This is a genomic window from Paraburkholderia sp. 22099, from assembly GCF_052045835.1.
GTDB classification, from domain to species: Bacteria; Pseudomonadota; Gammaproteobacteria; order Burkholderiales; family Burkholderiaceae; genus Paraburkholderia; species Paraburkholderia terricola.
The window spans coordinates 30,285-53,843 of record NZ_JBQEPU010000040.1 but is presented as its reverse complement, the minus strand read 5'-3'; the positions used below and the strand labels follow the sequence as shown (position 1 = coordinate 53,843).

The 23,559-nt window shown below is 64.0% G+C and carries 19 protein-coding genes; 13 read left to right on the top strand and 6 right to left on the bottom strand.

What is annotated here, in order from left to right:
- The 4 genes from ACTJLC_RS28145 to ACTJLC_RS28130 form a co-directional block, all read left to right on the top strand.
- The coding region (locus ACTJLC_RS28145; protein ID WP_440845880.1) for a hypothetical protein at positions 1–180 on the top strand (180 nt) is incomplete at its 5' end.
- A gap of 31 nt (positions 181–211) precedes the next feature.
- Positions 212–559 carry a nitrite reductase small subunit NirD gene (nirD, locus tag ACTJLC_RS28140; RefSeq protein ID WP_073428988.1) on the top strand — a complete coding sequence of 116 codons (348 nt, stop codon included), beginning with the start codon at positions 212–214 and terminating at the stop codon, positions 557–559.
- Positions 556–1,827 (top strand): NAD(P)/FAD-dependent oxidoreductase, encoded by a 1,272-nt coding sequence (locus ACTJLC_RS28135; protein ID WP_310135503.1) that lies wholly within the window; start codon positions 556–558, stop codon positions 1,825–1,827. Before nirD ends, ACTJLC_RS28135 begins: the two co-directional genes overlap by 4 nt.
- A gap of 13 nt (positions 1,828–1,840) precedes the next feature.
- The gene (locus tag ACTJLC_RS28130; RefSeq protein WP_310313476.1) at positions 1,841–4,675 is read left to right on the top strand and encodes a molybdopterin-dependent oxidoreductase; all 2,835 of its coding nucleotides are present in this window, start codon (positions 1,841–1,843) and stop codon (positions 4,673–4,675) included.
- Between the two features lie 295 nt (positions 4,676–4,970).
- Here ACTJLC_RS28130 and ACTJLC_RS28125 read toward each other — a convergent pair whose 3' ends face one another.
- Complete coding sequence (locus ACTJLC_RS28125; RefSeq protein WP_186814049.1) at positions 4,971–5,822, bottom strand: LysR substrate-binding domain-containing protein; 852 nt, start codon at positions 5,820–5,822, stop codon at positions 4,971–4,973.
- Between the two features lie 90 nt (positions 5,823–5,912).
- Between ACTJLC_RS28125 and ACTJLC_RS28120 the strand changes: the two genes are divergently transcribed.
- Entirely contained in the window at positions 5,913–6,764 is an 852-nt protein-coding gene (locus ACTJLC_RS28120) for an alpha/beta fold hydrolase (protein WP_436264339.1), read from the top strand.
- An 80-nt stretch (positions 6,765–6,844) separates the two neighbouring features.
- Positions 6,845–8,131, top strand: a complete 1,287-nt coding sequence (locus ACTJLC_RS28115; RefSeq protein WP_310313482.1) for a DUF3422 family protein — start codon at positions 6,845–6,847, stop codon at positions 8,129–8,131.
- Positions 8,132–8,183: 52 nt separating this feature from the next.
- On the opposite strand, the gene ACTJLC_RS28110 is transcribed toward ACTJLC_RS28115, so the two are convergent.
- From ACTJLC_RS28110 to ACTJLC_RS28100, 3 genes are all read right to left on the bottom strand, one after another.
- Positions 8,184–9,623 carry an MFS transporter gene (locus ACTJLC_RS28110; protein WP_310313485.1) on the bottom strand — a complete coding sequence of 480 codons (1,440 nt, stop codon included), beginning with the start codon at positions 9,621–9,623 and terminating at the stop codon, positions 8,184–8,186.
- Between the two features lie 149 nt (positions 9,624–9,772).
- The gene (locus ACTJLC_RS28105; RefSeq protein ID WP_310313488.1) at positions 9,773–10,924 is read right to left on the bottom strand and encodes a CaiB/BaiF CoA transferase family protein; all 1,152 of its coding nucleotides are present in this window, start codon (positions 10,922–10,924) and stop codon (positions 9,773–9,775) included.
- A gap of 7 nt (positions 10,925–10,931) precedes the next feature.
- Positions 10,932–11,873, bottom strand: coding sequence for a hydroxymethylglutaryl-CoA lyase (locus ACTJLC_RS28100; protein ID WP_310313491.1), 942 nt, complete (start codon positions 11,871–11,873; stop codon positions 10,932–10,934).
- Between the two features lie 148 nt (positions 11,874–12,021).
- Between ACTJLC_RS28100 and ACTJLC_RS28095 the strand changes: the two genes are divergently transcribed.
- A complete protein-coding gene (locus ACTJLC_RS28095; protein ID WP_310313493.1) occupies positions 12,022–12,942 on the top strand; it encodes a LysR family transcriptional regulator in 921 nt (306 codons plus the stop codon).
- A gap of 73 nt (positions 12,943–13,015) precedes the next feature.
- On the opposite strand, the gene ACTJLC_RS28090 is transcribed toward ACTJLC_RS28095, so the two are convergent.
- Positions 13,016–14,224, bottom strand: coding sequence for an acetyl-CoA C-acyltransferase (locus tag ACTJLC_RS28090; protein ID WP_310313495.1), 1,209 nt, complete (start codon positions 14,222–14,224; stop codon positions 13,016–13,018).
- A gap of 193 nt (positions 14,225–14,417) precedes the next feature.
- Entirely contained in the window at positions 14,418–15,185 is a 768-nt protein-coding gene (locus tag ACTJLC_RS28085; RefSeq protein WP_310313498.1) for an SDR family NAD(P)-dependent oxidoreductase, read from the bottom strand.
- Between the two features lie 240 nt (positions 15,186–15,425).
- Here ACTJLC_RS28085 and ACTJLC_RS28080 point away from each other — a divergent pair, with 240 nt between their 5' ends.
- The 6 genes from ACTJLC_RS28080 to ACTJLC_RS28055 all read left to right on the top strand — a co-directional run bounded on the left by ACTJLC_RS28080 (position 15,426) and on the right by ACTJLC_RS28055 (position 23,492).
- On the top strand, positions 15,426–16,448 hold the full coding sequence (locus ACTJLC_RS28080) for an AraC family transcriptional regulator (RefSeq protein WP_310313887.1): 1,023 nt from the start codon (positions 15,426–15,428) through the stop codon (positions 16,446–16,448).
- Positions 16,449–16,629: 181 nt separating this feature from the next.
- The gene (locus ACTJLC_RS28075) at positions 16,630–18,237 is read left to right on the top strand and encodes a tannase/feruloyl esterase family alpha/beta hydrolase (RefSeq protein ID WP_440845874.1); all 1,608 of its coding nucleotides are present in this window, start codon (positions 16,630–16,632) and stop codon (positions 18,235–18,237) included.
- Positions 18,238–18,487: 250 nt separating this feature from the next.
- Complete coding sequence (locus ACTJLC_RS28070; RefSeq protein WP_310313504.1) at positions 18,488–19,846, top strand: MFS transporter; 1,359 nt, start codon at positions 18,488–18,490, stop codon at positions 19,844–19,846.
- 82 nt (positions 19,847–19,928) lie between these two features.
- A complete protein-coding gene (locus ACTJLC_RS28065) occupies positions 19,929–20,693 on the top strand; it encodes a nitroreductase (RefSeq protein WP_310313889.1) in 765 nt (254 codons plus the stop codon).
- Between the two features lie 14 nt (positions 20,694–20,707).
- On the top strand, positions 20,708–22,360 hold the full coding sequence (locus ACTJLC_RS28060; protein WP_310313507.1) for an AMP-binding protein: 1,653 nt from the start codon (positions 20,708–20,710) through the stop codon (positions 22,358–22,360).
- A gap of 133 nt (positions 22,361–22,493) precedes the next feature.
- Positions 22,494–23,492 (top strand): NADPH:quinone oxidoreductase family protein, encoded by a 999-nt coding sequence (locus ACTJLC_RS28055; protein WP_440845871.1) that lies wholly within the window; start codon positions 22,494–22,496, stop codon positions 23,490–23,492.
- Positions 23,493–23,559 lie beyond the last annotated feature (67 nt).

Below are 23,559 nucleotides of genomic sequence, written 5' to 3'. Positions count from 1 at the left end.
GAATGGAAGAAGGCGGTGACCGATCCTGAAACGCGCAAGCGCTTCCGCCATTTCGTCAACAGCGACCAGGCCGACAACACCGTGACGTTCGTCGAGGAGCGCGGGCAGATTCGTCCGGCGACGCCGGTCGAACGGCAAGCGAAGCAGTTCCCGATACCTGTTGTCGCCGAACCCGCCTGATCGTTCATCCACCCGACGTGAGGAACCCAGCATGAGCAACAATCAGACTTCACAATCCTGGACGCCCGTGTGCGCGCTCGACGACATCGTCCCGAATACGGGCGTCTGCGCGCTGGTCAACGGCGAACAGGTCGCGGTATTTCACGTCGCGGACGGCGAGGGCGGCGTGTTCGCGATCCACAATTTCGATCCGGGTTCGCGCGCCGCGGTGCTCTCGCGCGGCCTGATCGGCAGCCTCGGCGAACGCATCGTGGTCGCCTCGCCGATCTACAAGCATCACTTCGATCTGCGCACCGGCGAGTGCCTGGAAGCGCCCGAGAATTCCGTCAGCGCATACCCCGTGCGCGTGCAGAGCGGCACGGTGTGGGTCGCGGCATGAAACGTGAAGTCGACGTGCAGACTTCGGGAGGCGCATCGCTCAGCGCGCCTTCCCGCCCGCGCCTCGTCGTGATCGGCAACGGCATGGCGGGCATGCGCACCGTCGAGGAATTGCTGAAGCTCGCGCCGGATCTTTACGACATCACCGTATTCGGCGCGGAGCCGTACGGCAACTACAACCGCATCCTGCTTTCGCCGGTGCTGGCCGGCGAGAAGACGGTCGACGACATCATCCTCAATACGCGCGACTGGTATGCGCAGAACGGTATCCGGCTGCATGCCGGCGATCCAGTGATTGCGATTGACCGCAGACGCCGCATCGTGCGTTCGCAAAGCGGCGTCGAGGTGGGCTATGACCGGCTGTTGCTCGCGACCGGCTCGAAGCCTTTCCTGATTCCCGTGCCGGGCCACGACCTGCCGGGCGTGATCGCGTTTCGCGATATCCAGGATGTCGAAACGATGCTCGCCGCGGCGCGCAGTCATCGCCACGCCGTGGTGATCGGCGGTGGACTGCTCGGGTTGGAGGCGGCGAACGGACTCATGCGCCAGGGCATGTCGGTCACGGTCGTGCATGTCATGGACAGCCTGATGGAGCGCCAGCTCGACAGGAGCGCGTCGGCCTTGTTGCAGCAGGCGCTGGAACGCAAGGGCTTGCGTTTCCTGCTGCGGGCCAACACCGCGGAAATCGTCGGACCGGAGCGCGTCACCGCCGTGCGTTTCGACGACGGCACGGAGATTCCCGCGGACCTCGTCGTGATGACGGCCGGCGTGCGCCCGAACATCGACCTTGCGAAACAGGCGGGTCTGCACTGCGAGCGCGCGATCGTCGTCGACGACACCCTGCAGACCTACGATCCGCGTGTCTACGCCGTCGGCGAATGCGTGCAGCATCGCACGGCGACCTTCGGCCTCGTCGCGCCGATCTGGGATCAGGCGCGCGTTTGCGGCGCACATCTCGCCGGCGCGGGCCACCGCCGTTACGTGCAGCGCGCGACCGCGACCAAGCTGAAAGTGACCGGCGTCGAACTGTATTCGGCCGGCGACTTCATCGGCGGCCCGGATTCCGAGGACCTCGTGCTGCGCGATCCGCGACGCGGCGTCTACAAGCGCCTCGTGATCGAGGACAACCGGGTGGTCGGCGCCGTGCTCTATGGCGACGTCAAGGAAGGCGCATGGTATTTCGAGCTGATCCAGAACCGGACCGACATTTCATCGCTGCGCAGCCAGTTGCTGTTCGGCAAAGCCCTCTGCGAGGCGCAGCCCGCCTGAACCGGAACGCAACGTGAGTTTTCCCATCGCTATTTCCAGCGCGTCCGATGGCAGCCGCGACGCTGTCAGGACCACTTGTCCGTACTGCGGCGTAGGCTGTGGCGTACGCGCGACCCCGCGCCCGGACGGCCCGCCCGAGATCGCCGGCGACGAACGCCATCCGGCAAACGCCGGCCGCCTGTGCGTGAAGGGCTCGGCGCTCGGCGAGACGGTCGGGCTCGACGGACGCCTGCTGCAACCGAAGCTGCGCGAGCCCGGCAGCGGCGCCTTGCGCGCCGTGTCGTGGAGCGATGCGCTCGACACGGTCGCCGGCGGCTTGCGCCGCATCATCGATCGGCACGGCCCGGAGGCGGTCGCGCTCTACGTCTCGGGACAACTGCTGACGGAGGACTACTACGTCGCCAACAAGCTGGTGAAGGGGTACATCGGCAGCGCGAACATCGACACCAATTCACGCCTGTGCATGTCCTCGTCGGTGGCGGGGCACAAGCGTGCGTTCGGCGAGGACCTCGTGCCGGTGTGCTACGAAGACCTCGAACTCGCGGACCTGGTCGTGCTGGTCGGATCGAATACCGCGTGGTGCCATCCGATCCTGTTCCAGCGGATCGTCAAGATCAAGGAAACGCGACCCGATATGAAGGTCGTCGTGATCGACCCGCGCTATACCGCGACCTGCGAAATGGCCGACCTCCACCTGCCGCTGAAGGCGGGCACCGATGTCCGGCTGTTCAACGGGCTGCTCAGTTTTCTGGCGGAACATGACACGACGGATGCGGGCTTCGTCGATGCGCATACGACCGGCTACGCACAGGCGCTCGATGCCGCTTCGACCGACGTGACGAACGGCTTCGACCTCGCGCAATGCGCGAAGGCCTGCAAGCTCGACCCGCACGATCTGCTCGAGTTCTATCGGCTTTTTGCGCGAACCGAGCGGGTGGTGACGGTCTATTCGCAAGGCGTGAACCAGTCGAGTTCCGGCACCGACAAGGTCAACAGCATCATCAATTGCCATCTGCTGACCGGCCGCATCGGCAAGCCGGGAATGGGCCCGTTCTCGTTTACCGGCCAGCCGAACGCGATGGGCGGGCGTGAAGTGGGCGGCCTCGCGAACATGCTGGCGGCCCATCTGGAACTCGACAATCCGCGTCATCGAGAACTCGTGCGGACGTTCTGGGATTCGCCCGCCATCGCGCAGCGGCCGGGACTCAAGGCCGTCGAACTGTTCGAGGCGATCGAGCGCGGCCAGATCAAGGCCGTCTGGATCATGGGCACGAACCCGGTCGTGAGCCTGCCCGACGGCGATCAGGCGAAGCGCGCGCTGGCGCGCTGCGAGCTCGTCGTCAGCTCCGACATCGTCGAGAACACGGACACCAATGCGTTCGCCCACGTCCTGCTGCCGGCGCTCGGCTGGGGCGAGAAGGACGGCACCGTCACCAACTCCGAGCGCAGGATCTCGCGCCAGCGCGCGTTCCTGCCGGCGCCGGGCGAAGCGCGCGCCGACTGGCGCATCATCTGCGACGTCGCGCAGCGCATGGGGTATGCCGGCTTCGATTTCTCGGATGCGCATGAAATCTTCGACGAGCATGCGCGGCTGAGTGCCTATCGGAACGACCCCGGCAACGACCCCGGCAACGGTAGCGAGACCGCTGACAGCCATGAGGCCGCAAGCGAAACACAAACCGACGGTAACGTGCCGCGCGTGTTCAATCTCGGCGGGCTCGTCGCGCTCGGCCGCGAGCGTTACGATGCGCTGCAGCCGATCCAGTGGCCGGTGCCGGCGGCGAGCGGCGCGGCGCCGCACGGCACCGCGCGTCTGTTCGGTGATCGACGCTATGCCCACGCGGACGGCAAGGCGCGTTTCGTCGCGACGCCGCCGCGCGATCCGATCCACGCGCCGGACGACGACTATCCGCTGACGCTGAATACCGGCCGCGTGCGCGACCAATGGCACACGATGACCCGCACGGGTAAGTCGGAGAAACTCGCCGGTCACGTGACGGAAGCCTTCGTCGATCTGCATCCGCAGGACGCGCTGTCGTGCGGCGTGCGCGAAGGCGAACTCGCGCGCGTGTCGAGCCGCTGGGGCACGATGGTCGCGCGCGTGCAGCATGGTGGCGGCATGTCGCGCGGCAGCGTGTTCGTGCCGATCCACTGGAACGATCAGGTCGCGTCCGACGCGCGCATCGGCGCGGTGGTGAATCCCGTGGTCGATCCGGTTTCCGGGGAGCCTGAGTTCAAACACACGCCGGTGCGCGTCGACAGGTTCGACGTCGCCTGGCACGGCTTCTCGCTGAGCCGTCGCGCCCCGGTGCTGGATGACGTGACGTACTGGACGCGCGTCCACGGCGCGCAGTTCGTGCGCTATGAACTCGCGGGGCGCAAGCCGCTCGCCGATCACGGCGGCTGGGCGCAAGCGCTGTTCGGTATCGACGATCCGCACGCCGACTGGCTCGACTACGAGGACCGCACGGCGGGCGTCTATCGCGCCGTGCACCTGGTGGACGAGCGTATCGAGAGTTGCATCTTTGTCTCGGCGCGTCCGCAATCGCAGTTGCCGTCGCGTACGTGGCTCGCGGGCCTGTTCGCCAAGGACAGGCTCGATGAAGCGGATCGTGCGGGTCTGCTGGCAGGACAGCCGATCGGCAAGGGCGTCGATACGGGGCCGACGGTCTGCTCGTGTTTCGGTGTCGGACGCAACACGATCTGCGCGGCGATCCGCGAACAAGGGCTCAAGACCGCGGCGGAGATTACCGCGTGCCTGAAGGCCGGTGGTAACTGCGGGTCGTGCGTGCCTGAACTGAAGAAGCTGCTGGTCGACACCGAGCTTGCACGGTTGAGCACCGTCTGATCATGATGAAGAGACTCAAAACCCTGATGGCCGCGATCAAACCCGGCAATAATTTTCCGGGTCGCCATGACGACGGCGAGGTCACGCCGGCAGGCTCCGGGAGTATCGGCGAGCCACACCTGCGGCATACGGCGAGCCTGCGCTCCTCACAGCCGGGCGAACGCGGGCGGCATGAACGCGCACGGCGCCGCACCCGCAACCCTGGTGCGAACATGGGGCAGTCGCACGCCGAGACGCCCTGTTCGCATCGTCATCGATTGCGCTGACGCGAGGCCCGTTGCGATCACCTGTGCGATTAACGCCGCAGTTCCGACATGATCTTTTCGGCGAGAAAGTCGCATGGCGGGCGCTTCGATTTGGCACTCCGCGCAAGTATGAGTTCCAGCGCGGCGATCTCGGGCAAGCCGTGCGCGTGGCCGAGCAAGCTCAGATGAGCAGGCACCGCGCATTGCGCGAGCGGCGCCACTGCGAGTCCCGCCTCGACCATGCTGAGCAGGCCGAGCAGGCTCGGGCTCTCATAGGAGGTCCGATAGGTGATCCTGGCCCGCTCCAGGCTGCGGATCGCGTTTTCGCGGGCGACGCTACCCGGCAGGAACACGGCAATCGGCAGCGGCCGTTCGCGCCAGATGTCATGCGAACTCGGCGCCGCGGCCCAGACCATCGGTTCGTGCCGGATGAACTCGCCCGATAGGCCCTTCACGCGGGTTCCGCAGACCAGGTCGACCGAGCCGTCCTTCACCATCGGCGCGAGCGCCACGCTCGGCAGTCCGACGACCTGAATCTCGACCTTCGGGTATTGGGCAGAAAATTTCTTGAGAATCGACGGCAGCAGTGACGACGCGTAGTCGTCCGGCACACCGATGACGACCCGGCCGGTGACGTCGGGCCGGACCACCGCCGCCCATGCTTCATCGCGCAGCGCGAGCATGCGCCGCGCAAACGTCAGCAGGACCTCGCCGTCTTGCGTGGGGATCACGCTTCTCGGCTTGCGCACGAAAAGCGGCTTGCCGAGCGCGGTTTCGAGCGTCTTGATCTGCATGCTCACCGCCGATTGCGAGCGATGCACGACGTCCGCCGCCCGGCTGATGTTCCCCGTGTCGGCGACGGCGACGATCATTGTCAGAACGTCCAGATCGAGTGCTTTCATTGGTATCAGATAAATCGATAGATGCCATCAATATTACGCGATTTTCTTAGGTTATTGCGTCGTGCATAGTGCGGTAAAAGGAGCCCATGCATGAACGCGCGAACCGACCCTTCAATACTTGCTGTCCCGGAGTTGTGCTTTGTCACCGTCCCCTCCGGCATTTGCGTGCCCTATGTGGTCAGCGGTTCGGGAGCGCCACTGGTGTTCGTGCATGGATCGCTTTGCGATTACCGCTACTGGAGCGGTCAAACGGATTTTCTCTCGAAGCATTTCCTCTGCGTTTCGGTCAGTCTCAGCCATTACTGGCCGGCTTCCGATGCCTGCATTCAAGGGGAATTCGGCTGGAAGACGCACGTCGCTGAGCTTGCCGAGTTCATTGCCGCAATGAACCTCGGGCCGGTTCATCTGGTCGGGCACTCGCGGGGTGGCTGCGTCGCCTTCCACGTGGCGCGCGAGTATCCGCGGTTGGTTAAAACGCTGACGCTTGCTGATCCGGGCGGCCCGTTGCAAATCGATCGGGCGCCGGAAGCAGCGCTGCCGCCCGCGACCAATGTGCTTCGCGCCAAGGTTGCCGATCTGATCGAGAGCGGTGCGATCGACGCGGGACTGGAACTGTTCGTCGACTCGGTGAGCATGCCCGGTTTCTGGCGCAAGAGTCCCGCGAGCTTCCGCACCATGGCGATCGACAACGCCGCCACGTTGCCGAAGCAGTTTAGAGATCCGTTGCCCGCGTACTCGCATGACGCGGCGCGCGACGTGAAGTGCAGGACGTTGCTGATCGAGGGCGAAAAGAGCCCTCGCATGTTTCGCAACAACGTTGAAAAGCTCGCGGATTGGATCGATTACGCGGACAAACAAACCATTGCCGGCGCGTCGCATGGAATGAACGTCGCGAAACCAGCGGTATTCAACCGGCTCGTCCACGCCTTCGTGAGCGCCTGACAGTACAGGTTAGTACCGGTTAGCGCCGGTTGGTCCCGATCGCGCGACGACGCGCAGGACAATCAGAAAGAAGATCAGCCATGGACCATTTTCTGCGCGCCAGCCTCGCGCGCGAGTTGCATGCGCGGCCGTTTCTCCGGATCGGCGGATCAGTGGCGCTTACCCACTTTGCCATCTATGCCGACGGCGACCCTTCCGTTCACGAAGCACTGCTTCGATCGCTGTGCAGACTGACCGGCCTCGCGATTCCCGCCGAGGGAACGACGCATTACTCGGCACGGTGGAATGACGAGAAGCAATTGAAATGGGAGAGGCACACCGAATTCTCCACCTTCACGTTCGTCGCGCAACGCCATGACGCGGACTACTTTTCCGATCTGGCGGAGGAACATGTTCCCTCTGAATGGTTTCACGGTTTTGAAGGCAAGCGGTTCGTCGCCGCCCGGATGGAACTCGTGTCGGGCGATGCAGCCGGTGCGGCACGTCAGAGCGTGCGTCAGTGGATCGACGGCGCCATTCTGGTGGGCAGCACGGTGCTGGGCGGCGGACAGGTTTACTGCGACTGGACCATCCGGTCCGACGGCTTCTCGCGATTTCTCGTGATCGACGATGGCTTCCGGGAAGAGCAGGGCGGACGTCTCCTGCAGCGCCTCTACGAGATCGAGACATACAGGATGATGGCCCTGCTGGCGCTGCCGGTCGCCCGCGAACTGGGCAGAAGTCTCGACGAATTGCAGTCGGCGCTTCAGCCGTTGATGCACAGCATGGACACGAGCCAGGGGCGCCGCAACGATGCGGAACTGCTGGTGCGTCTCACGCATCTTGCCGTGCGTATCGAGTCACTGGCGGGGTCGAGCGGGCGCTTCAGCGCGTCGCGTGCTTACGAAAAACTCGTGCTTGCGCGCATTCACGAGCTGCGCGAAGAACGCATTGAAGGGATGCCGACGATCGCCGAATTCATGGAGCGGCGCTTCGCTCCGGCGATGGAGACGTGCAAGACGGTCTGGGCGCGCCACGAGCAATTCGCTGGACGGGTGGCGAGAGCCGTCGATCTGCTGCGCACGCGCGTCAACCTCGCGCAGGAAGAGGACACGACCCGCTTACTGGAAGGCATGAATCAGACCGCGCGCAGCCAGTTGAGGCTGCAACACGCGGTCGAGGGCCTGTCCGTGGCCGCGATCTCCTATTACGTGCTCTCGCTGGCGTCGGCCGGATTCAAGGCGCTTCATACACTGCATTTCCCTCTCGATCCGGAACTGGCGGAAGGATTGTTGATTGCCCCCGTCGTCTTGCTGGTCATGATCGCGATCCGGCGCAGCAAGGGAAGGCACAGGGTGCGCAAGTCGGAATTGCCGACCTCGGTATGAAAACCGCATCTGCAACGTGAGCCCGAAAGCGGAACTGAGCGCGTCATCGAACTCACCGATTCAGCTCCTCGAGTCGGACGCCGTTGGTCCTGGGTCCGAACACGCCGATTGCCACGGCAACGACCAGCATGCAGCCGGTAATGCCGGTGAACACACCCGCGACGCCGAAATCGCGTAACAGGAAGGCGATGAAGAACCCCGACATCATCGCCCCGATGCGGCTGACCGAATACACGATACCGCTCGCACGGCAGCGCACCGCGGTCGGAAAGAGTTCGGCCTGGTACGCGTGGAAGGATACGGAAATGGTCTGCCCGGCGAGACTGATCAGCACGCCGAGAATGATGAGCGGCACGGCTTCCTTCACTTGCCCGAATGCCAGGCCGCAAACGATCACCGCAAGCGCCCCGCCGACGATCAGCCATTTGCGCTGGATCCTGTCGGCGTAGAGCATCGCGAGCATCGGGCCCGCCGGCATTGCGAACGCGATGATGAACGAATACAGCAGGCTCTTCGTCACGGTGATGCCCTGGCCGATCAGAAGCGTCGGCACCCAGTTGGCGAAGCCGTAATAGCCGATCGCCTGGCACAAGTTGAAGACGATCAGCATGATGAAGCGCGAGCGGTACGGCGGCTGCAACAGCTCCGCAAACGACGCGCGCCGATGCGCGGGCTGCTCGATCACCGGTAGCGGCGGCGGCAGCGCCTTGCCTGTCTCGCGCGTGACGATCGCCTCGATCTTCGCCACGACCCGCTCGCCCTTCTCCACGTGGCCGTGCGTCGCGAGCCAGCGCGGGCTCTCCGGCACGGCGCGGCGGATGAACCACACGAGCACCGCGCCGATCGATCCCGCGAGCACCACGACACGCCATCCGTCGATGCCGAACACCGTCGTCGGCACGAGCCAGTACGAGAGGATCGCCGCGACCGGCGCGGCCGCGAACATCACCATCTGGTTGAACGCCATCGCGCGGCCGCGCATGTGTTGCGGGACCAGTTCGGTGACGTAGCTGTCGATCGTGATGATCTCCACGCCCACGCCGATGCCCGTGATGAAGCGCCACAGGATCACGCCTTCGGGCGTCGTCTGGAAGGCCATGATCGCCGAGCCGACCGAGTACCACAGCAGCGAAAAGGTGAACACGGCGCGGCGCCCGTAGCGGTCCGGCAGCCAGCCGAACCCGAAGGTGCCGACGAAGAGCCCCGCGAACGTCGCGGCGATGAAGCCGGCGATGCCGGTGAAGCCGAAGAACGCGCTCGTCGTGGTCTTGAGCAGACCGCTCTTCGCCATGCCCGGCGCGATATAGCCGGTGAAGATCAGGTCGTAGACCTCGAAGAAGCCGCCGAGCGAAATGAGGAACACGAGCATCCAGAGATGCCGCGTGATGGGCAGTCGATCCATGCGCGCGGAGATTTCCGCGCCGGGGTCGATGCCGATGCGAACGTTCGGCGACGCAAGCGGGGGGCTGCCCGCGGTGACGGTCTGCTGCATGTTTGTCTCCTGCTTTGTGCACCGGCGGCATTCTTTTGTGTGCACGCCTGCCGGTATGAAGGTGATGGGCCCGCACGCTGCTCGCGCACGGCCCAAGCGATCTGCCGTTTAGTCCGCTCCGTGATTCGATGCGCGTTCAGCGCGCAAGCTCATGCGCTCACCCGGCTCTTCAGACGCGACAGCACTTCCTGCGTGTGCTCGCCGACGCGCGCGAGCGCCTGGCGAACGCCCGGACGCCGGCCGCCCATCGTCAGCGGCAGGAGCACGACTTCGGTCATGCCGCCGTCGTCGGTTTCCATCGGCACGAGGCCGCCGCTCGCCTTCAGATGCGGGTCGTCGAGCAGTTGCTCGGGGCGCACGATCGGCGCATACGGAATGCCGGCCGCTTCGAGCTTCGGCGACAGTTCTTCAACGCGATGATCCTTGAGAATGACGCCGAGAACGTCGAGCAACTCGGGGCGGATCGCGACGCGCAACGCATTGGTCGCGAAGCGCGGCTCGGCTGGCAGATCGGGGCGGCCGAGCACGTCGCACAGCGTGATGAACTGCTTGTCGCTGACCGCGCCGATGAAAAGCTGCTCGCCGTCCGCCAGCGTGAACACGTCGTAGACGCTCCACGCCGACACGCGCGCGGGCATCGGCGGCGGCGGCTCGCGGGTCATCGCGTATTGCTGCATGTGCTGCGCGCAGAGGAACACGCAGTTCTCGAAGAGTGCGCTCTGCACTTCCTGGCCTTGGCCGGTGCGTTCGCGCTCGCGCAACGCGGCGAGCACGCCGATCGCGCCGAACATGCCGCCCATGATGTCGTTCACCGACGTCCCCGCGCGCAGCGGCCGACCGATCGGGCCCGTCATGTAGGACAGGCCGCCCATCATCTGCACGACTTCATCGAGCGCGAGGCGCTTCTCGTACGGCCCTGGCAGAAAGCCCTTGTGCGACACGTAGATGAGGCCGGGGTATAGCTTCGACAGCGTGTCGTAGTCGAGGCCCAGCTTTGTCATCAAACCGGGGCGGAAGTTTTCGAGCATCACGTCGCAGGTGCCGATCAGTTCCACCGCCGCTTCCTTGCCGTCCGGCGTGTTGATGTCGAGCACGACGCTCTTCTTGTTGCGGTTGAACGAGCGAAAGAAGCCGATGCCCAGACCCGGCAGTTTGCGGGTCTTGTCGCCGCCGGGCGGCTCGATCTTGATGACCTCGGCGCCGAGATCGGCGAGGATCATGCCGCACGTCGGCCCCATGACCATGTGCGTGAATTCGATGACGCGCACGCCGTCGAGGGGAAGTCGGGTCTCGTTGCTCATGATGTCCTCAAGCGTTGAGCGCAGCCGGAACCGCGAAGGTTTTGGGCAGTCCGGCGAGCCACAACGCGCCGTGAAGCGTTTCGCCTTCGAGCCATCGCGCGACCTTCGCGCGCAGTGCCAGCAAGGCGGGAATATCGATGCCGGTTTCGATGCCCATGTCGGCGAGCATGAACGCCAGGTCCTCGCTCGACGCGTTGCCGCTCGCGCCCGGCGCATGCGGACAACCGCCGATGCCGGCGAGCGTCGCATCGAAGCGTGCGACGCCGGTTTCGAGCGCCGCGTACACGTTGGCGAGCGCGAGGCCGCGCGTGTCGTGGAAGTGGCCGCACCAGAAGCGCTCACCCGCAATCTCGCGGGCCTTCTCGAACAGATCGCGCACGGCGGCGGGTCCGGCGTAGCCGACCGTATCGGCGATGCTCACGCGATCCGCGCCTGCATCGAGCAAGGCCTGCATGCAGCGCAGCACCTCGGCCTGATCGACGCGGCCCTGGATCGTGCAGCCGAACGCCGTGCCGATGCCGCCTTCGATCAGCGTCTTCGAACCGGCGGCATCGCGTGCGGCCCGGATGCGCGCCACTTCGGCAACGACTTCATCGGGTGTCTTGCGCAGATTGGCGAGGCTGTGCTCGTGGCTCGCGGAGAGCGGCACGAGCAGCAGGTCGGCTTCGCTATCGATGGCGCGTTCGGCGCCCTTGAGGTTCGGCACGAGCACCGAGACTACGAGGCCCGGCAGCGTCTTCGCGTAGGCGACGAGTTCAGCGGTGTCGGCGAGTTGCGGCAAAAGCCGCGCCGGCACGAACGAGCCGACTTCGATTTCGCGCTGGCCGGCGGCGTAGGCGTCGCCGATCCATTCGATCTTGTGCTTCGTGGGAAGCATCGTCTGGATGCTTTGCAGGCCGTCGCGCAGACCGACTTCGCGAATGACGACGTTCGTGGGGAACGAGGGCATTGAGTGCTGTCTCCGTTTGTCTCGTGCCGGTCGTCGGGTTGCCGGCGTTGTGCTAACTTTAGACATTCCAACGAAACCTTAAAGCGGTATTTTGGAACGGTTGGCGTTCCAATCGGGAATGTCTGAGCGAGCGACCTGGAGACTGCGAATGCGCGACATCGACCTCAAGACGCTGCGGCTTTTCGTGGCCGTGTGCGATCACCGCAATATCGCGCGGGCGGCGGAGGAGGCGCACATCGAGCCGTCCGCGATCAGCAAGCGCATCGCGCAACTGGAGAGCGAACTCGGCGTGCCGCTGCTGTCGCGCTCGCGGCGCGGCGTCCAGCCGACGGCGGCGGGCGTCGCCTTGCTCGAACACGCGCGCAACGTGCTCTTCACGATGGAGCGCATCGCAAGCGACGTCGCCGCGTTCGGCGGCGGGTTGAAAGGGCGCGTGAGCGTGTGCGCGTCGGCCTCCGCGATCGCGGAGGCGCTGCTCGACGACATCGCTTCATTCATGCGCGAGCCCGAGTATCAGAACATCCGGGTCGATGTCGAGGAACGACTGTCGTCCGATCTCGTGCGGCAGTTACGCGAAGGCGCGGCGAGCATCGGCGTGTGCTGGGATAACGTCGACCTGCAAGGGCTTCAGCATCGTCCGTATCGGCAGGACCGGCTCGCGCTCGCGGTCCATCGCGATCATCCGCTCGCTGGCGAGGCGTCGCTGCGCTTCGATCAGACCTTGCAGTATGAGCATGTCGGATTGCTGCCGTCGACGGCCGTCCATACGATGCTGCAGCGCGCGGCGGCGAGCGCGGGCACGACCGTGTCCTACCGGGTGATCGTATCGAGCTTCGATGCGGCGTTTCGCGTGGTCGCGGCCGGGCTCGGGATCAGCGTCGTGCCGGTGGAAGTGGCCGAGACGTATCGGCCGGCGCTTGGAATCAGGATCATTCCGCTCACCGATGCCTGGGCACATCGCCGTTTCGTCGTGTGCTTCAAGAGTTTCGATGCGTTGCAGCCGGCCGCGCAGCGCATGGTTGACTATCTGGTGAGCCGGGTCGAACATCCGTCGACGGTGAAGTCCTGAGAGCCGCGACGATTGCGGTTCGAGATCGCATCGTGATGCCACGGCCCGTGCGCTGGAAATGAAACGATGTTGCTCAGACGATCTCAAGCGCCAGCGCCGTGGCCTCGCCGCCACCGATGCACAGGCTCGCCACGCCGCGCCTTGCGCCGCGCTGGCGAAGCGCGCCCAGCAGCGTCACGATGAGGCGCGCGCCCGTTGCGCCGATCGGGTGACCCAGCGCGCAGGCGCCGCCATGCACGTTCACGCGCTCGTGCGGCAGCGACAGTTCACGCATCGCGGCCATGACGACCACGGCGAATGCCTCGTTGATTTCCCACAGGTCCACGTCGCCCACCTGCCAGCCCACCTTGGCGAGCAACTTCTGGATCGCGCCCACGGGCGCAGTGGTGAACCAGGCCGGCTCCTGTGACTGTGTGGCGTGCCCACGGATGAGCGCCAGCGGTGCCAAACCACGCGCGCGCGCGGTGGACTGGCGCATCAGCACCAGGGCCGCCGCCCCATCCGCGATCGAACTGGAATTCGCCGCCGTGACCGTGCCGTCCCTGGCGAAGGCGGGCTTGAGGGTGGGGATCTTGTCCAGTTGCGCCTTCGCTGGCGCCTCGTCGTCATCGATGCGTTTCTCGCCGCAGCGACCCGGCACGGTCACGGGCGTGATTTCCCAGCGGAACAGGCCGTCGCGCTGCGTCTGCTGCGCGCGCAGCGTGGAGGTGGAAGCATAGACGTCCTGCTCCTCACGCGTGAAACCGAAACGGCGCGCGCAGTCCTCGGCGAAGGTGCCCATCAGGCGGCCGTCGGAGGCGGCGCCATAGTGGTCCTCCAGGCCGTCGAAGAACATGTGGTCCAGCATCTGGCCGTGCCCCAGGCGCTGGCCCGAGCGGGCCTTGGGCAGCAGGTAGGGCGCGTTGCTCATGGATTCCATGCCGCCGGCCACGATCAGTTCTTGACTCCCTCCCAGCAGCAGGTCGTGCGCCAGCATGGTTGCCTTCATCCCCGAGCCGCAGACCTTGTTGATCGTGGTGCAGCCCGCTGAGACCGGCAAGCCCGCCGCCAGCGCCGCTTGACGGGCGGGCGCCTGGCCGAGGCCGGCGGGCAGCACGCAGCCCATGAGCACCTCGTCCACGGCCTCCGGCTGGAGCCCGGCCCGATGCACGGCGGCACGGATAGCGTTGGCGCCCAGTTGGGGCGCTGTCAGCGAGGCGAAGTTGCTCTGGAAACCACCCAGCGGCGTGCGGGCGGCGGCGACGATGACGACGGGATCATGGGAAGTCGAAAAGGCAGGCATGCGAGTCTCCATCCGCCGCTCGATGGCGGCGTTGCAAGGGGTGAGGAAAGTTTGGTGGTCGATGAATCAACTGACCCAATCGGGATTCGGCGAGTCGGGTTAACTGGAGCCGACCGAAGCCAACGGAAGCCAACGAAAGCCAACTGAAGCAAGGCGGCAGCAGGAATCGTCATGCGTACGCCAGAGGCTGAATTCATCTGGCCGCCATGCGAATGGCGCCGTCAAGGCGAATCACCTCGCCGTTGAGGTAGGTGTTGTCGAGGATGTGCAGCACAAGGCCCGCAAACTCATCCGGCCGTCCAAGGCGCGCGGGAAAGGGGACCATCTTGCCGAGGGCGTCTTGTACCTCCGTGGGCATGCCTTTGAGCATCGGCGTCTCCATGATGCCGGGCGCGATGGCGACCACCCGAATGCCATGGCGGGCCAATTCGCGCGCGATAGGCAGCGTCATCGCCACGACGCCGCCTTTGGAGGCGGCGTAGCCCGCTTGCCCGATCTGACCATCGAAGGCCGCGACTGAAGCGGTATTGATGATGACCCCGCGCTCGCCATCGGTCTCCGGCATGTTCCCGGCCATGCAGGCCGCGGCCAGCCGCACCATGTTGAAGGCGCCGATCAGGTTGATCTGAACGGTGCGCGCGAAACTTTCTAGCGCGTGCGGGCCTTCACGTCCGAGCACTTTCTCGGCGGGTGCGACGCCTGCGCAATTGATCAGGCCATGCAGCGTGCCGAAGGTGTCGCGGAATGCGGCCAACGCACTCTCCGCGCTGGCTGCGTCGGATATGTCGGCCTTGGCGAAGCAAGCATGGCTGCCCAGTTCCGCCGCCAGGGCGGTCCCGGCGTCGTGGTTCAGGTCCACGAGCAGCACGCGGGCGCCGCCCGCCACCAGACGGCGCGCCGTGGCGGCGCCGAGCCCTGAGCCGCCGCCTGTGACGACGAAACCTTTATGTTGAATCCGCACTTCTGTCTCCCGGGAGTGAGCACACGTTCGCGACGATCTACTGGCTGGTGATGCTAAGCGTCGGGCGAGAGTAAGCCCATGCCCATGGACCTCTTCGTGCATGAGCCTTTCGGACATGTCGTGGGGATTCGATTGCCGCGATGCTCGTCGCCCGATGACTGGTGGCGCCCAGTCGTGGCAGGTTTCGCTGGCGCCCGGCAGCGATTAACATCAGTGCACTTCTGTGGGTGGAACCTGACCATGAATGACGCTCAAGACAAGGGCACAACGTCTATCGGCCTGGTGCGTGAAGCGATTCTGGTCGCCACGCAACGTAATCTGGATGTGCCGGCCGCACTGCAGCACGCCGGCATCGCGGCGGAATTGTTGAATGCCCCGAGAGCCCGCGTGCCCGCATTAGCTTTTTCGCGCCTATGGGCGGCGCTGGCCGACTTGATGGACGACGAGTTTTTCGGTCTGGACAGCCATCCATTGCGCCGGGGCAGTTACGCGCTGATGTGCCACGCGGTTCTGCATGCCGAGAACCTGGAACACGCGTTGCGTCGCATGCTGAAGTTTCTGCGTGCGGTTCTCGACGACATTCATGGGGAGCTACGCTGCGAGGGCGAGCATGCATTGATCATCCTGCATGATGACGGCATGACGCGCCGCCTGTTTGCCTACGGTACGTGGTTCATCCTCGTGCACGGGCTTGCGTGTTGGCTGGCACGCAGACGGATTCCGCTGATCGAGATGAGGTTTCGCGCTTGTGCGCCGATCGATGACAGCGACTACCGCATGCGCTTCTGCGAGAACGTGACATTCTCCGCCGACGAAACCTTGATCCGGTTCGATCGCAGTTTCCTCGATCTCAAACTGTCCGGGACGGAAACGAGCCTGCATGCATTCCTGCAGAACGCGCCAGCCAATATCCTGGTTAAATATCGCAACGAATCCAGCACGACTGCCGTGGTAAGGCGCCGTTTGCGAAACCAGGTCCCCGACGAGTGGCCCGACCTCGACGCGCTATCGCAGTTGCTGAATCTGTCCTCGGCCACGCTGCAACGCCGCCTGCTGGCCGAAGGCACGAGCTACCGGCAACTGAAAGACGAATTGCGCCGCGACATCGCCATCGAGTTGTTTTCCAGCAGTTCTCTCACGGTCGCCGAAGTCGCCGCGCGCACTGGATTTCAGGAAACCAGCGCATTTCATAGGGCCTTCAGGAAGTGGACCGGGGCCAGCCCCGGAATGTACCGCCACGGCAGGGCGGTTTCGCCCGATTAACGCGGCATGTCCAGAGACCTCATTCAAGCTGAAGTGCGCGGACATGGATCGCGAGACCAACCAGGCTGACACTGCGGTTGCAACGGTGCCAACGGTCCAGCCAACAACGACTTATTGCTGAGGATTCAGTGGTTGCCGCTGCGAAGAACGCGACATAACGAGCGTCACGCACGGAGACAACATGACTCTTATCAGCACGACTTCCACCAGTTCGGCAGGCCTGGTACATAAAGGCGCACACAGCGTTGGCCCGAGGGCTTTCGTTCGTTCCCGTCTCATTCCGGCTGCGGCTTCCCTGGTACTCGCGTCCTGTGGCGGTAACGACCTGGCAACCGGGGAGTCGGCAACGACTGCCGAAGCCGCCTGCAACGCGCTTATGAACCAGCAGTTTGAAGGAGCCACGATCACGAAGGCCGCCCTGGTTCCCGCGGCTGGCTCCGTGCCTGAAGCCTGCGTTGTTCGCGGTGAACTGCCCAAGGAGCTCGCCTTCGAAGTCCGAATGCCTACGACATGGAACAATCGTGTGCTTTTCATGGGCGGCGGCGGTTTCGACGGCATCATCTACGAGACGGCATATAGCCCCGGCGTCGCTGAGAAGGGCTACGCCACCATCGCGACGAACCACGGGCACGATGCGGCGAAACATCCCCAAGGCTCCTTCGCGCTCGACGCGCAGATGTTGGAGGACTATGCCTACGCTGCCGTGCCAAAAGTGCTCGCCTCCGCCAAGGCAATTCTGCACAAGCGCTATGGCGGTTCTCTCGACAACACCAGGTTCGTCTATGAGGGATGCTCGGGCGGCGGGCGGCAGGCCTTGATTCAGGCTCAACGCCACCCCGATCTGTTCGACGGCATCATCGCCAGAGCTCCTGCAAATGCGTACACAGGTCAATTTCTCTGGTACCAAAAGATCCTCAGGCAGCTTGCAAAGCCGGGCGCCGCCTTGAGCGTCGGCAAGGTGCGGACTATCGCCAACTTCATGCAATCCCGGTGCGACGAACTGGATGGACTGAAAGACAACATCATCAGCAGGCCGGACGCCTGCAAGGTCGACCTGACGGCACTGAGGTGCAATGCCGCCGACTCGGACGCTTGTCTCACCGACGCGCAACTCGAGTCCGCCAGAACGTTGTACGAGCCGACAAGCGTCGCGGGCGGGCGATACACGTGGCCCGCTTTCCCGCAAGGAGGCGGGGAGACCGCTGACGACGCTTCATGGCAAGCCGTGGGCGGAACCACCTATCAGATCCTGGGTGGGGACTACATGCGGTATTTCGGTGCGCAGGATCCTTCGGTCGATCCGCTGCTCGTGGATCCCCAGGCATACGCCACGCGGCTCGACTATCTCGCGAACCTGATCGATGCGGTCAACCCCGATCTCGGCGGCTTCAGAGCTCGCAACGGAAAACTGATGCTCTTTCACGGAACGACGGACTGGCTGATCACCCTGAATAACACCACCGACTACTACAACAAGCTCGTTGCTTCGGCGGGAGGGCAATCCGCGGCGGATCAGTTCGTCGAGTACTACGTGCTTCCGGGGAATGATCATTGTGCCGCCACGCCCAACGGTGGCCGTGGACCCGACATGGTCGATCTCGTGAATCCGATGTTCGAGTGGATCGAGAAGGGGGTCAAGCCATCCAGCCGCAAGATCGTCGCCACGCGCAGCGTCGATCCCGGGAAAGGAATGGAGCGGCCGCTCTGCAGGTATCCGCGTTACCCGGCGTACAACGGGTCCGGCGACCCGAACGCAGCGTCCAGTTTTACGTGCGTATCGCCGGATTAGCAGCCAGTTCGCCGCAGGCGGTCGCAACGACGGCCATATCTATTCGTCACGGGTGAACGCCGGCAACGCCGGTGTTCGGCGACCTCATTCAGATTGAAGTTGATGGACATGGACTGCCAGCCGCGTCCATCTCACACTGATTACAGCAGGGTACCAACGGCCGATCCGAGCCGCGACAAGGCCGCTCCATCGAGGGCGCCGTTGGAGCCCGCGTGGACTTCATCCACGACATTAAACCGAAGGAGACGACATGAACCAGATAGACGTGCACTCACTCGCGGGTCAGGCCAGATTCAATGGCTTTCATACCCTTGTCCTGTTCTGGTGTGTGTTGATGCTGATACTCGACGGCTACGATCTTGCCGTCGTGGGTGCGGCGCTGCCGTCGATCATGAAGGACATGCGCATCGACGCGACCAGCGCCGGCGTCATGGCCGGCTCGACGCTTTTCGGCGTCATGCTCGGGGCCATTTTCCTTGGCACGCTGGCTGACCGTTTCGGTCGCCCCATGATGATGTGCGTATGCGTGGCCCTGTTCAGTCTTTTCACGGCGGCCGCCGGGTTGACGAGCGATCCTATCAGTTTCAGCGTCACGCGATTCATCGCCGGCCTGGGCATTGGCGGAGTCTTGCCGATCGTCACCGCGCAGATGGCGGAGTTCTCGCCTAACGCGCTGCGTACGCGCTTGGTGACGCTGGTGTTCGCGGGATATTCCATTGGCGGGATTCTGGTGGCGCTGACTGCAAAGCAGCTTATCGGCAGCTATGGCTGGCAATCCGTCTTTTTTGCCGCGGGCCTGCCTGTGCTGCTGATCCCGTTCATCATCAAAACGATGCCGCACTCGATGACCTTCCTGGTCAAAAGCGGCCGGCGCGACGAACTGCGTGCGGTGATGAAGCGGTTGGTGCCCGACTATCCGTTGAGCGGTCAGGAGCAGTTTGCAGGGTCTTCGTCGGACAAAAGCAAGGACGCTTCGGTGCGACGGCTCTTCCAGGATGGCCGCGGCTTCAGTACCACGATGATCTGGGTCGCGTTCATGACGGGCCTCTTCATGGTCTACGCGCTCAGTTCGTGGTTGACCAAACTGATGGCCATGGCGGGATATAGCCTGGGTTCGGCATTGAACTTCGTGATCGTCTTCAACGTCGGCGCGATTGCCGGTGCGATCTTCGGCGGTTGGCTCAGCGACAAGGTCAACATCAAGCGGGTGCTGATTGCGTTTTACATCGTCGGGGCGGTTGCGCTGTCACTGATGGGCTACACGAAGTCGACCGTGTCGTTGTTTGCCGTTGTGTTCGTTGTCGGCGCATCGACGCTCGGTACGCAATTGCTGGCCTATGCTTATGCGGGCGACTTCTATCCTCATGCGATCCGCTCTACCGGTGTCGGCTTTGCTTCCGGCGTGGGCCGGGTCGGCGCCATCGTGGCTCCGGTGCTCATTGGTTGGCTCGTCTCCTTGAAGCTGCCGCTCGAACAGAATTTCATGGCAATCGGCGTGGCTGGCCTCATCGGTGCGGCGGCGGTGACGCTGATCAACCAGACACGTGCCGACTCGCATCGCTCGAACACCGTGCCTGTTGTCGCGGTTCAGGGTAGCGCGGGGCGCTGACGTTTCCGTCCTATGCCGCTTCATGGCCGGGATGCGTGCGAACAACGCGGCTCGTATGGGCTCTACCCTCGACAAACACGACATGGCTCAGTGCAGATCAACTTTCAATGCCGGCATCGAAATGGACCGTCTATCTCCTTCTCCCTTGAGCTCGCTTGCCGACGTGAACCGGGCCGTCGATTGGGCACTCGTCACGCGGCGCAGCGTCCGTGCTTTCCTGTCCACACCGGTTTCTCGTGGGCAAATCGAGTCCATCCTCGACGTTGCCCGTTTCAGCGCAACCGGCGTGAACATCCAGCCCTGGCATGTGCATGTCGTGACAGGCGCGATGAAGTCGCGCCTGTCTGCCGCCATCAATGAGATCAATGACGATCCTGCCCGCAGTTCCGACCTGGACGAGCCCTACGATTACTACCCGCGCGAATGGATCGCACCGTATGTGGATCGCCGGCGTGCGGTCGGTTGGAACCTGTATGGCCTGCTGGGCATCGAGAAGGGCGACAAGGAGCGGATGCATGTGCAGCACGGCCGCAACTACCGCTTCTTCGATGCACCCGTCGGCCTGTTCTTCACGGTCGACCGGGTCATGCGTGAAGGCAGTCTGCTGGACACCGGCATGTTCCTGCAAAGCGTCATGATTGCGGCCCGCGCGCGAGGCCTCGACACCTGCCCGCAGGCGGCTTTCAACAAGTTCCACCGTGTCATCGCCAACGAACTCTCCATTCCCGACAACCACATGTTGGTGTGCGGAATGAGCCTGGGTTATGCGGATCACAACTGCATCGAGAACTCTCTCGTCACGGAGCGCAGTCCGGTCGGCGATTTCACTACTTTCTACCAAGAATGAATGGAGACAAAGTCATGAGTGCAACGGCCTATTCTCGAGGACTCGAGAAGAACGCGGCAAACCACGTTCCATTGACGCCACTGACCTTCCTCGATCGAACCGCCGACGTCTATCCGGATCGAACCGCGATCGTTCATGGCGGCTTCCGGCAGACGTGGGCGAGAACCCGCGAGCGTTGCTATCGCCTCGCGTCGGCGCTCGTTCAGTTGGGGATCGAACCGGGCGATACCGTGTCGATCATCGCGCCGAACACGCCGGCCATGCTTGAGGCGCACTTCGGCGTGCCTCTCTCGGGGGCTGTGCTCAATGCCATCAATTGCCGCCTCGATGTCGACGGTGTTGCATTCATTCTGCGCCACGGAGAATGCAAGCTCCTGCTGGTGGACCGCGAACTGGCTCCGCTGGTCGAGAAGGCATTGCAGTCGGTTCCCAATCCGCCGCGTGTGATCGACATCAACGATCACGAAGCGCCTGACGGCCCCGCCATCGGGGAAACTGATTATGAGTCGCTGCTGGCGAGCGGTGATCCGGCATTTGCGGGCCGCCGCCCGCTCGACGAGTGGACGCCCATCGCATTGAACTACACCTCGGGTACGACCGGCGATCCGAAGGGCGTCGTTCCGAGCCACCGCGGCACCTATCTGATGAGCCTGTTGCAGATGACGAACTGGCCGCTCCCGCGTGCGCCGATTTACCTGTGGACGCTTCCCATGTTTCACGCGAACGGCTGGTGCTTCACATGGGCGATTACTGCGGCGGCGGGAACGCACGTCTGTTTGCGCAAGGTGAATGCCGCGAATATTCTCTCCGCCGTCGCCGAGCACGGGGTCGATCATTTTTGTGCGGCGCCGATTGTGCTGTCGGGCATCGCGAGCATGCCTCAATCGGAACGGCAGCCGCTGCCGCGTCGGGTGCGCGTCCTTACCGCCGGCTCGCCGGCGCCGGCAGCGGTTCTGGAGGCCGTGGGCGCGATGGGATTCGACGTCGACCATGTCTTTGGAATTACCGAGATCTCCGGCACGCCCATCAGCTGCGCCTGGCACGACGAGTGGGATACGTTGTCGCCGGAGCAACAAGGGAGACTGAAAGCGCGGCAAGGGGTACGCGCGGCGGCGTTCGAGAAAATGTCGGTCGCCGATCTCGCGACGCTTGAGCCGGTGCCCGCCGATAGCAAGTCTTGCGGTGAAGTTCTGGTCCGGGGGAATACGGTGATGATGGGATACTTCAAGAATGCCGACGCAACGGCGAAAGCTTTCGCCGGCGGTTGGTTCCATACCGGCGATCTTGCCGTCGTTCATTCCGATGGCTATATCCAGATCACCGACCGCTCCAAGGACGTCATTATCTCGGGTGGAGAGAACATTTCGTCCGTCGAGGTGGAGGAGGTCATTTATCGCATGTCGGGTGTTCTGAACGCGGCCGTGGTCGCGCAGCCGGATGACAAATGGGGCGAGACGCCTTGTGCGTTTATCGAACTGAAGCCGGATGCCTCCCACATCACGGAGCAGGATGTCATCTTGTTCTGCAGGGAGCGACTGGCGCATTTCAAATGCCCGCGTCGCGTGATTTTCGGGGAATTGCCCAAGACCGCTACCGGGAAGATCCAGAAGTTTCGTCTGCGCGAGCAAGCGGGCAGCCGGGTAGCGATCACGAGGCTGGCGGGATGAAGCGGTGGGTCCGCTGAGCGCGCCATGCGCTGTAAAGTGCGACTACGGTCGGTCGAGTGCGGCCGTATTCGCGCGTATCGGTGCGGCGTATTGGTGCGCGCGCTGGTCATGATGTTCGAGAGGGAGGTAAAGCGTGCAAAGCTTCTCAGGAACAGCGTTCGATCTCGGCTCCTATGCGTTGGTCGATGAGCCGTTGCCAGAGCCCGAACACGGCCAACTGCGGATTCGCATCGAAGCAACGGCTCTTGGTTTCGTCGACGGGCTGATGATGCAAGGCCGCTATCAGATCAAGCCGCGCCTGCCTTACGTGCCGGGCGGAGAAATTGCCGGCGTGGTCGACGCCGTCGGTTCGGGCGTGACGGGGCAACTTGTCGGTGAGCGCGTCGTCACGTGGCAGCTTGGCGGAGGCCTGGCGGAATACGTGGTGGTCGACGCCGCCGACGTGGACGTTGTCCCCGGCGAGCTGCCGATGCCCGTTGCCGCAGCCATGCTGGTGGACTATCAGACGGCACACTATGCGTTGTTCGATCAGGGACGGTTGACGGCCGCCGATACGTTGCTCGTGCTTGGCGCGGGTGGTGCGGTGTCGTCCGCCGCCATTCAGCTTGCCGTGCATGCCGGGGCGCGCGTGATCGCGGCGGCGTCGAGCGAGTTCAAGCGTGAAGCCGCATGCGAGCTAGGTGCAGTGGCCGCGATCGACTACAGCCTTCCGGATTGGCGGGAGGCGCTCAAGCGAGTCGCGCCGGAAGGCGTCGACGTCGTGCTCGACCCGGTCGGCGCAAACATGCTGGAGCCGGCATTCCGCTCCCTCGCCAAAGGCGGCCGCTATCTCGTGATCGGATTTGCGGGTGGCGCCATTCCGTCGCTTCCGGTCAACCTGGCGCTTCTCAAGAACGCGACCCTGCATGGCGTCGATATACGGTACTTCCTGGCCAACCGGCCGGAACAGGCGCGGCGTGTACGCACCGCGCTGTTCTCGATGGTTGCCCGCGGCCACCTTCGGCCACCTGCGACCATCACTTTCGCTCTCGCAAACGCAAGGGACGCTGTGCTGGCAACATTCGACCGCGGCAGGCGCGGGAAAATCGTCGTGCTTCCCGGCGCGGCCGTCGGTGCGAGCGACGCTGGCTGACGCATGCCGCTCGATGCCGGGGGTTTGTTCAGCGAGCGCCAGTGACCTGAACCGAACGGGGGCCGGG

Excerpts from the sequence above, each read along its gene's own strand:
- nirD (WP_073428988.1), top strand. The coding sequence starts at position 212 with ATGAGCAACAATCAGACTTCACAATCCTGGACGCCCGTGTGCGCGCTC.
- ACTJLC_RS28135 (WP_310135503.1), top strand. The coding sequence starts at position 556 with ATGAAACGTGAAGTCGACGTGCAGACTTCGGGAGGCGCATCGCTCAGC.
- ACTJLC_RS28125 (WP_186814049.1), bottom strand. The coding sequence starts at position 5,822 with ATGAAAGCACTCGATCTGGACGTTCTGACAATGATCGTCGCCGTCGCC.
- ACTJLC_RS28120 (WP_436264339.1), top strand. The coding sequence starts at position 5,913 with ATGAACGCGCGAACCGACCCTTCAATACTTGCTGTCCCGGAGTTGTGC.
- ACTJLC_RS28115 (WP_310313482.1), top strand. The coding sequence starts at position 6,845 with ATGGACCATTTTCTGCGCGCCAGCCTCGCGCGCGAGTTGCATGCGCGG.
- ACTJLC_RS28110 (WP_310313485.1), bottom strand. The coding sequence starts at position 9,623 with ATGCAGCAGACCGTCACCGCGGGCAGCCCCCCGCTTGCGTCGCCGAAC.
- ACTJLC_RS28105 (WP_310313488.1), bottom strand. The coding sequence starts at position 10,924 with ATGAGCAACGAGACCCGACTTCCCCTCGACGGCGTGCGCGTCATCGAA.
- ACTJLC_RS28100 (WP_310313491.1), bottom strand. The coding sequence starts at position 11,873 with ATGCCCTCGTTCCCCACGAACGTCGTCATTCGCGAAGTCGGTCTGCGC.
- ACTJLC_RS28095 (WP_310313493.1), top strand. The coding sequence starts at position 12,022 with ATGCGCGACATCGACCTCAAGACGCTGCGGCTTTTCGTGGCCGTGTGC.
- ACTJLC_RS28090 (WP_310313495.1), bottom strand. The coding sequence starts at position 14,224 with ATGCCTGCCTTTTCGACTTCCCATGATCCCGTCGTCATCGTCGCCGCC.
- ACTJLC_RS28080 (WP_310313887.1), top strand. The coding sequence starts at position 15,426 with ATGAATGACGCTCAAGACAAGGGCACAACGTCTATCGGCCTGGTGCGT.
- ACTJLC_RS28075 (WP_440845874.1), top strand. The coding sequence starts at position 16,630 with ATGACTCTTATCAGCACGACTTCCACCAGTTCGGCAGGCCTGGTACAT.
- ACTJLC_RS28070 (WP_310313504.1), top strand. The coding sequence starts at position 18,488 with ATGAACCAGATAGACGTGCACTCACTCGCGGGTCAGGCCAGATTCAAT.
- ACTJLC_RS28065 (WP_310313889.1), top strand. The coding sequence starts at position 19,929 with ATGGCTCAGTGCAGATCAACTTTCAATGCCGGCATCGAAATGGACCGT.
- ACTJLC_RS28060 (WP_310313507.1), top strand. The coding sequence starts at position 20,708 with ATGAGTGCAACGGCCTATTCTCGAGGACTCGAGAAGAACGCGGCAAAC.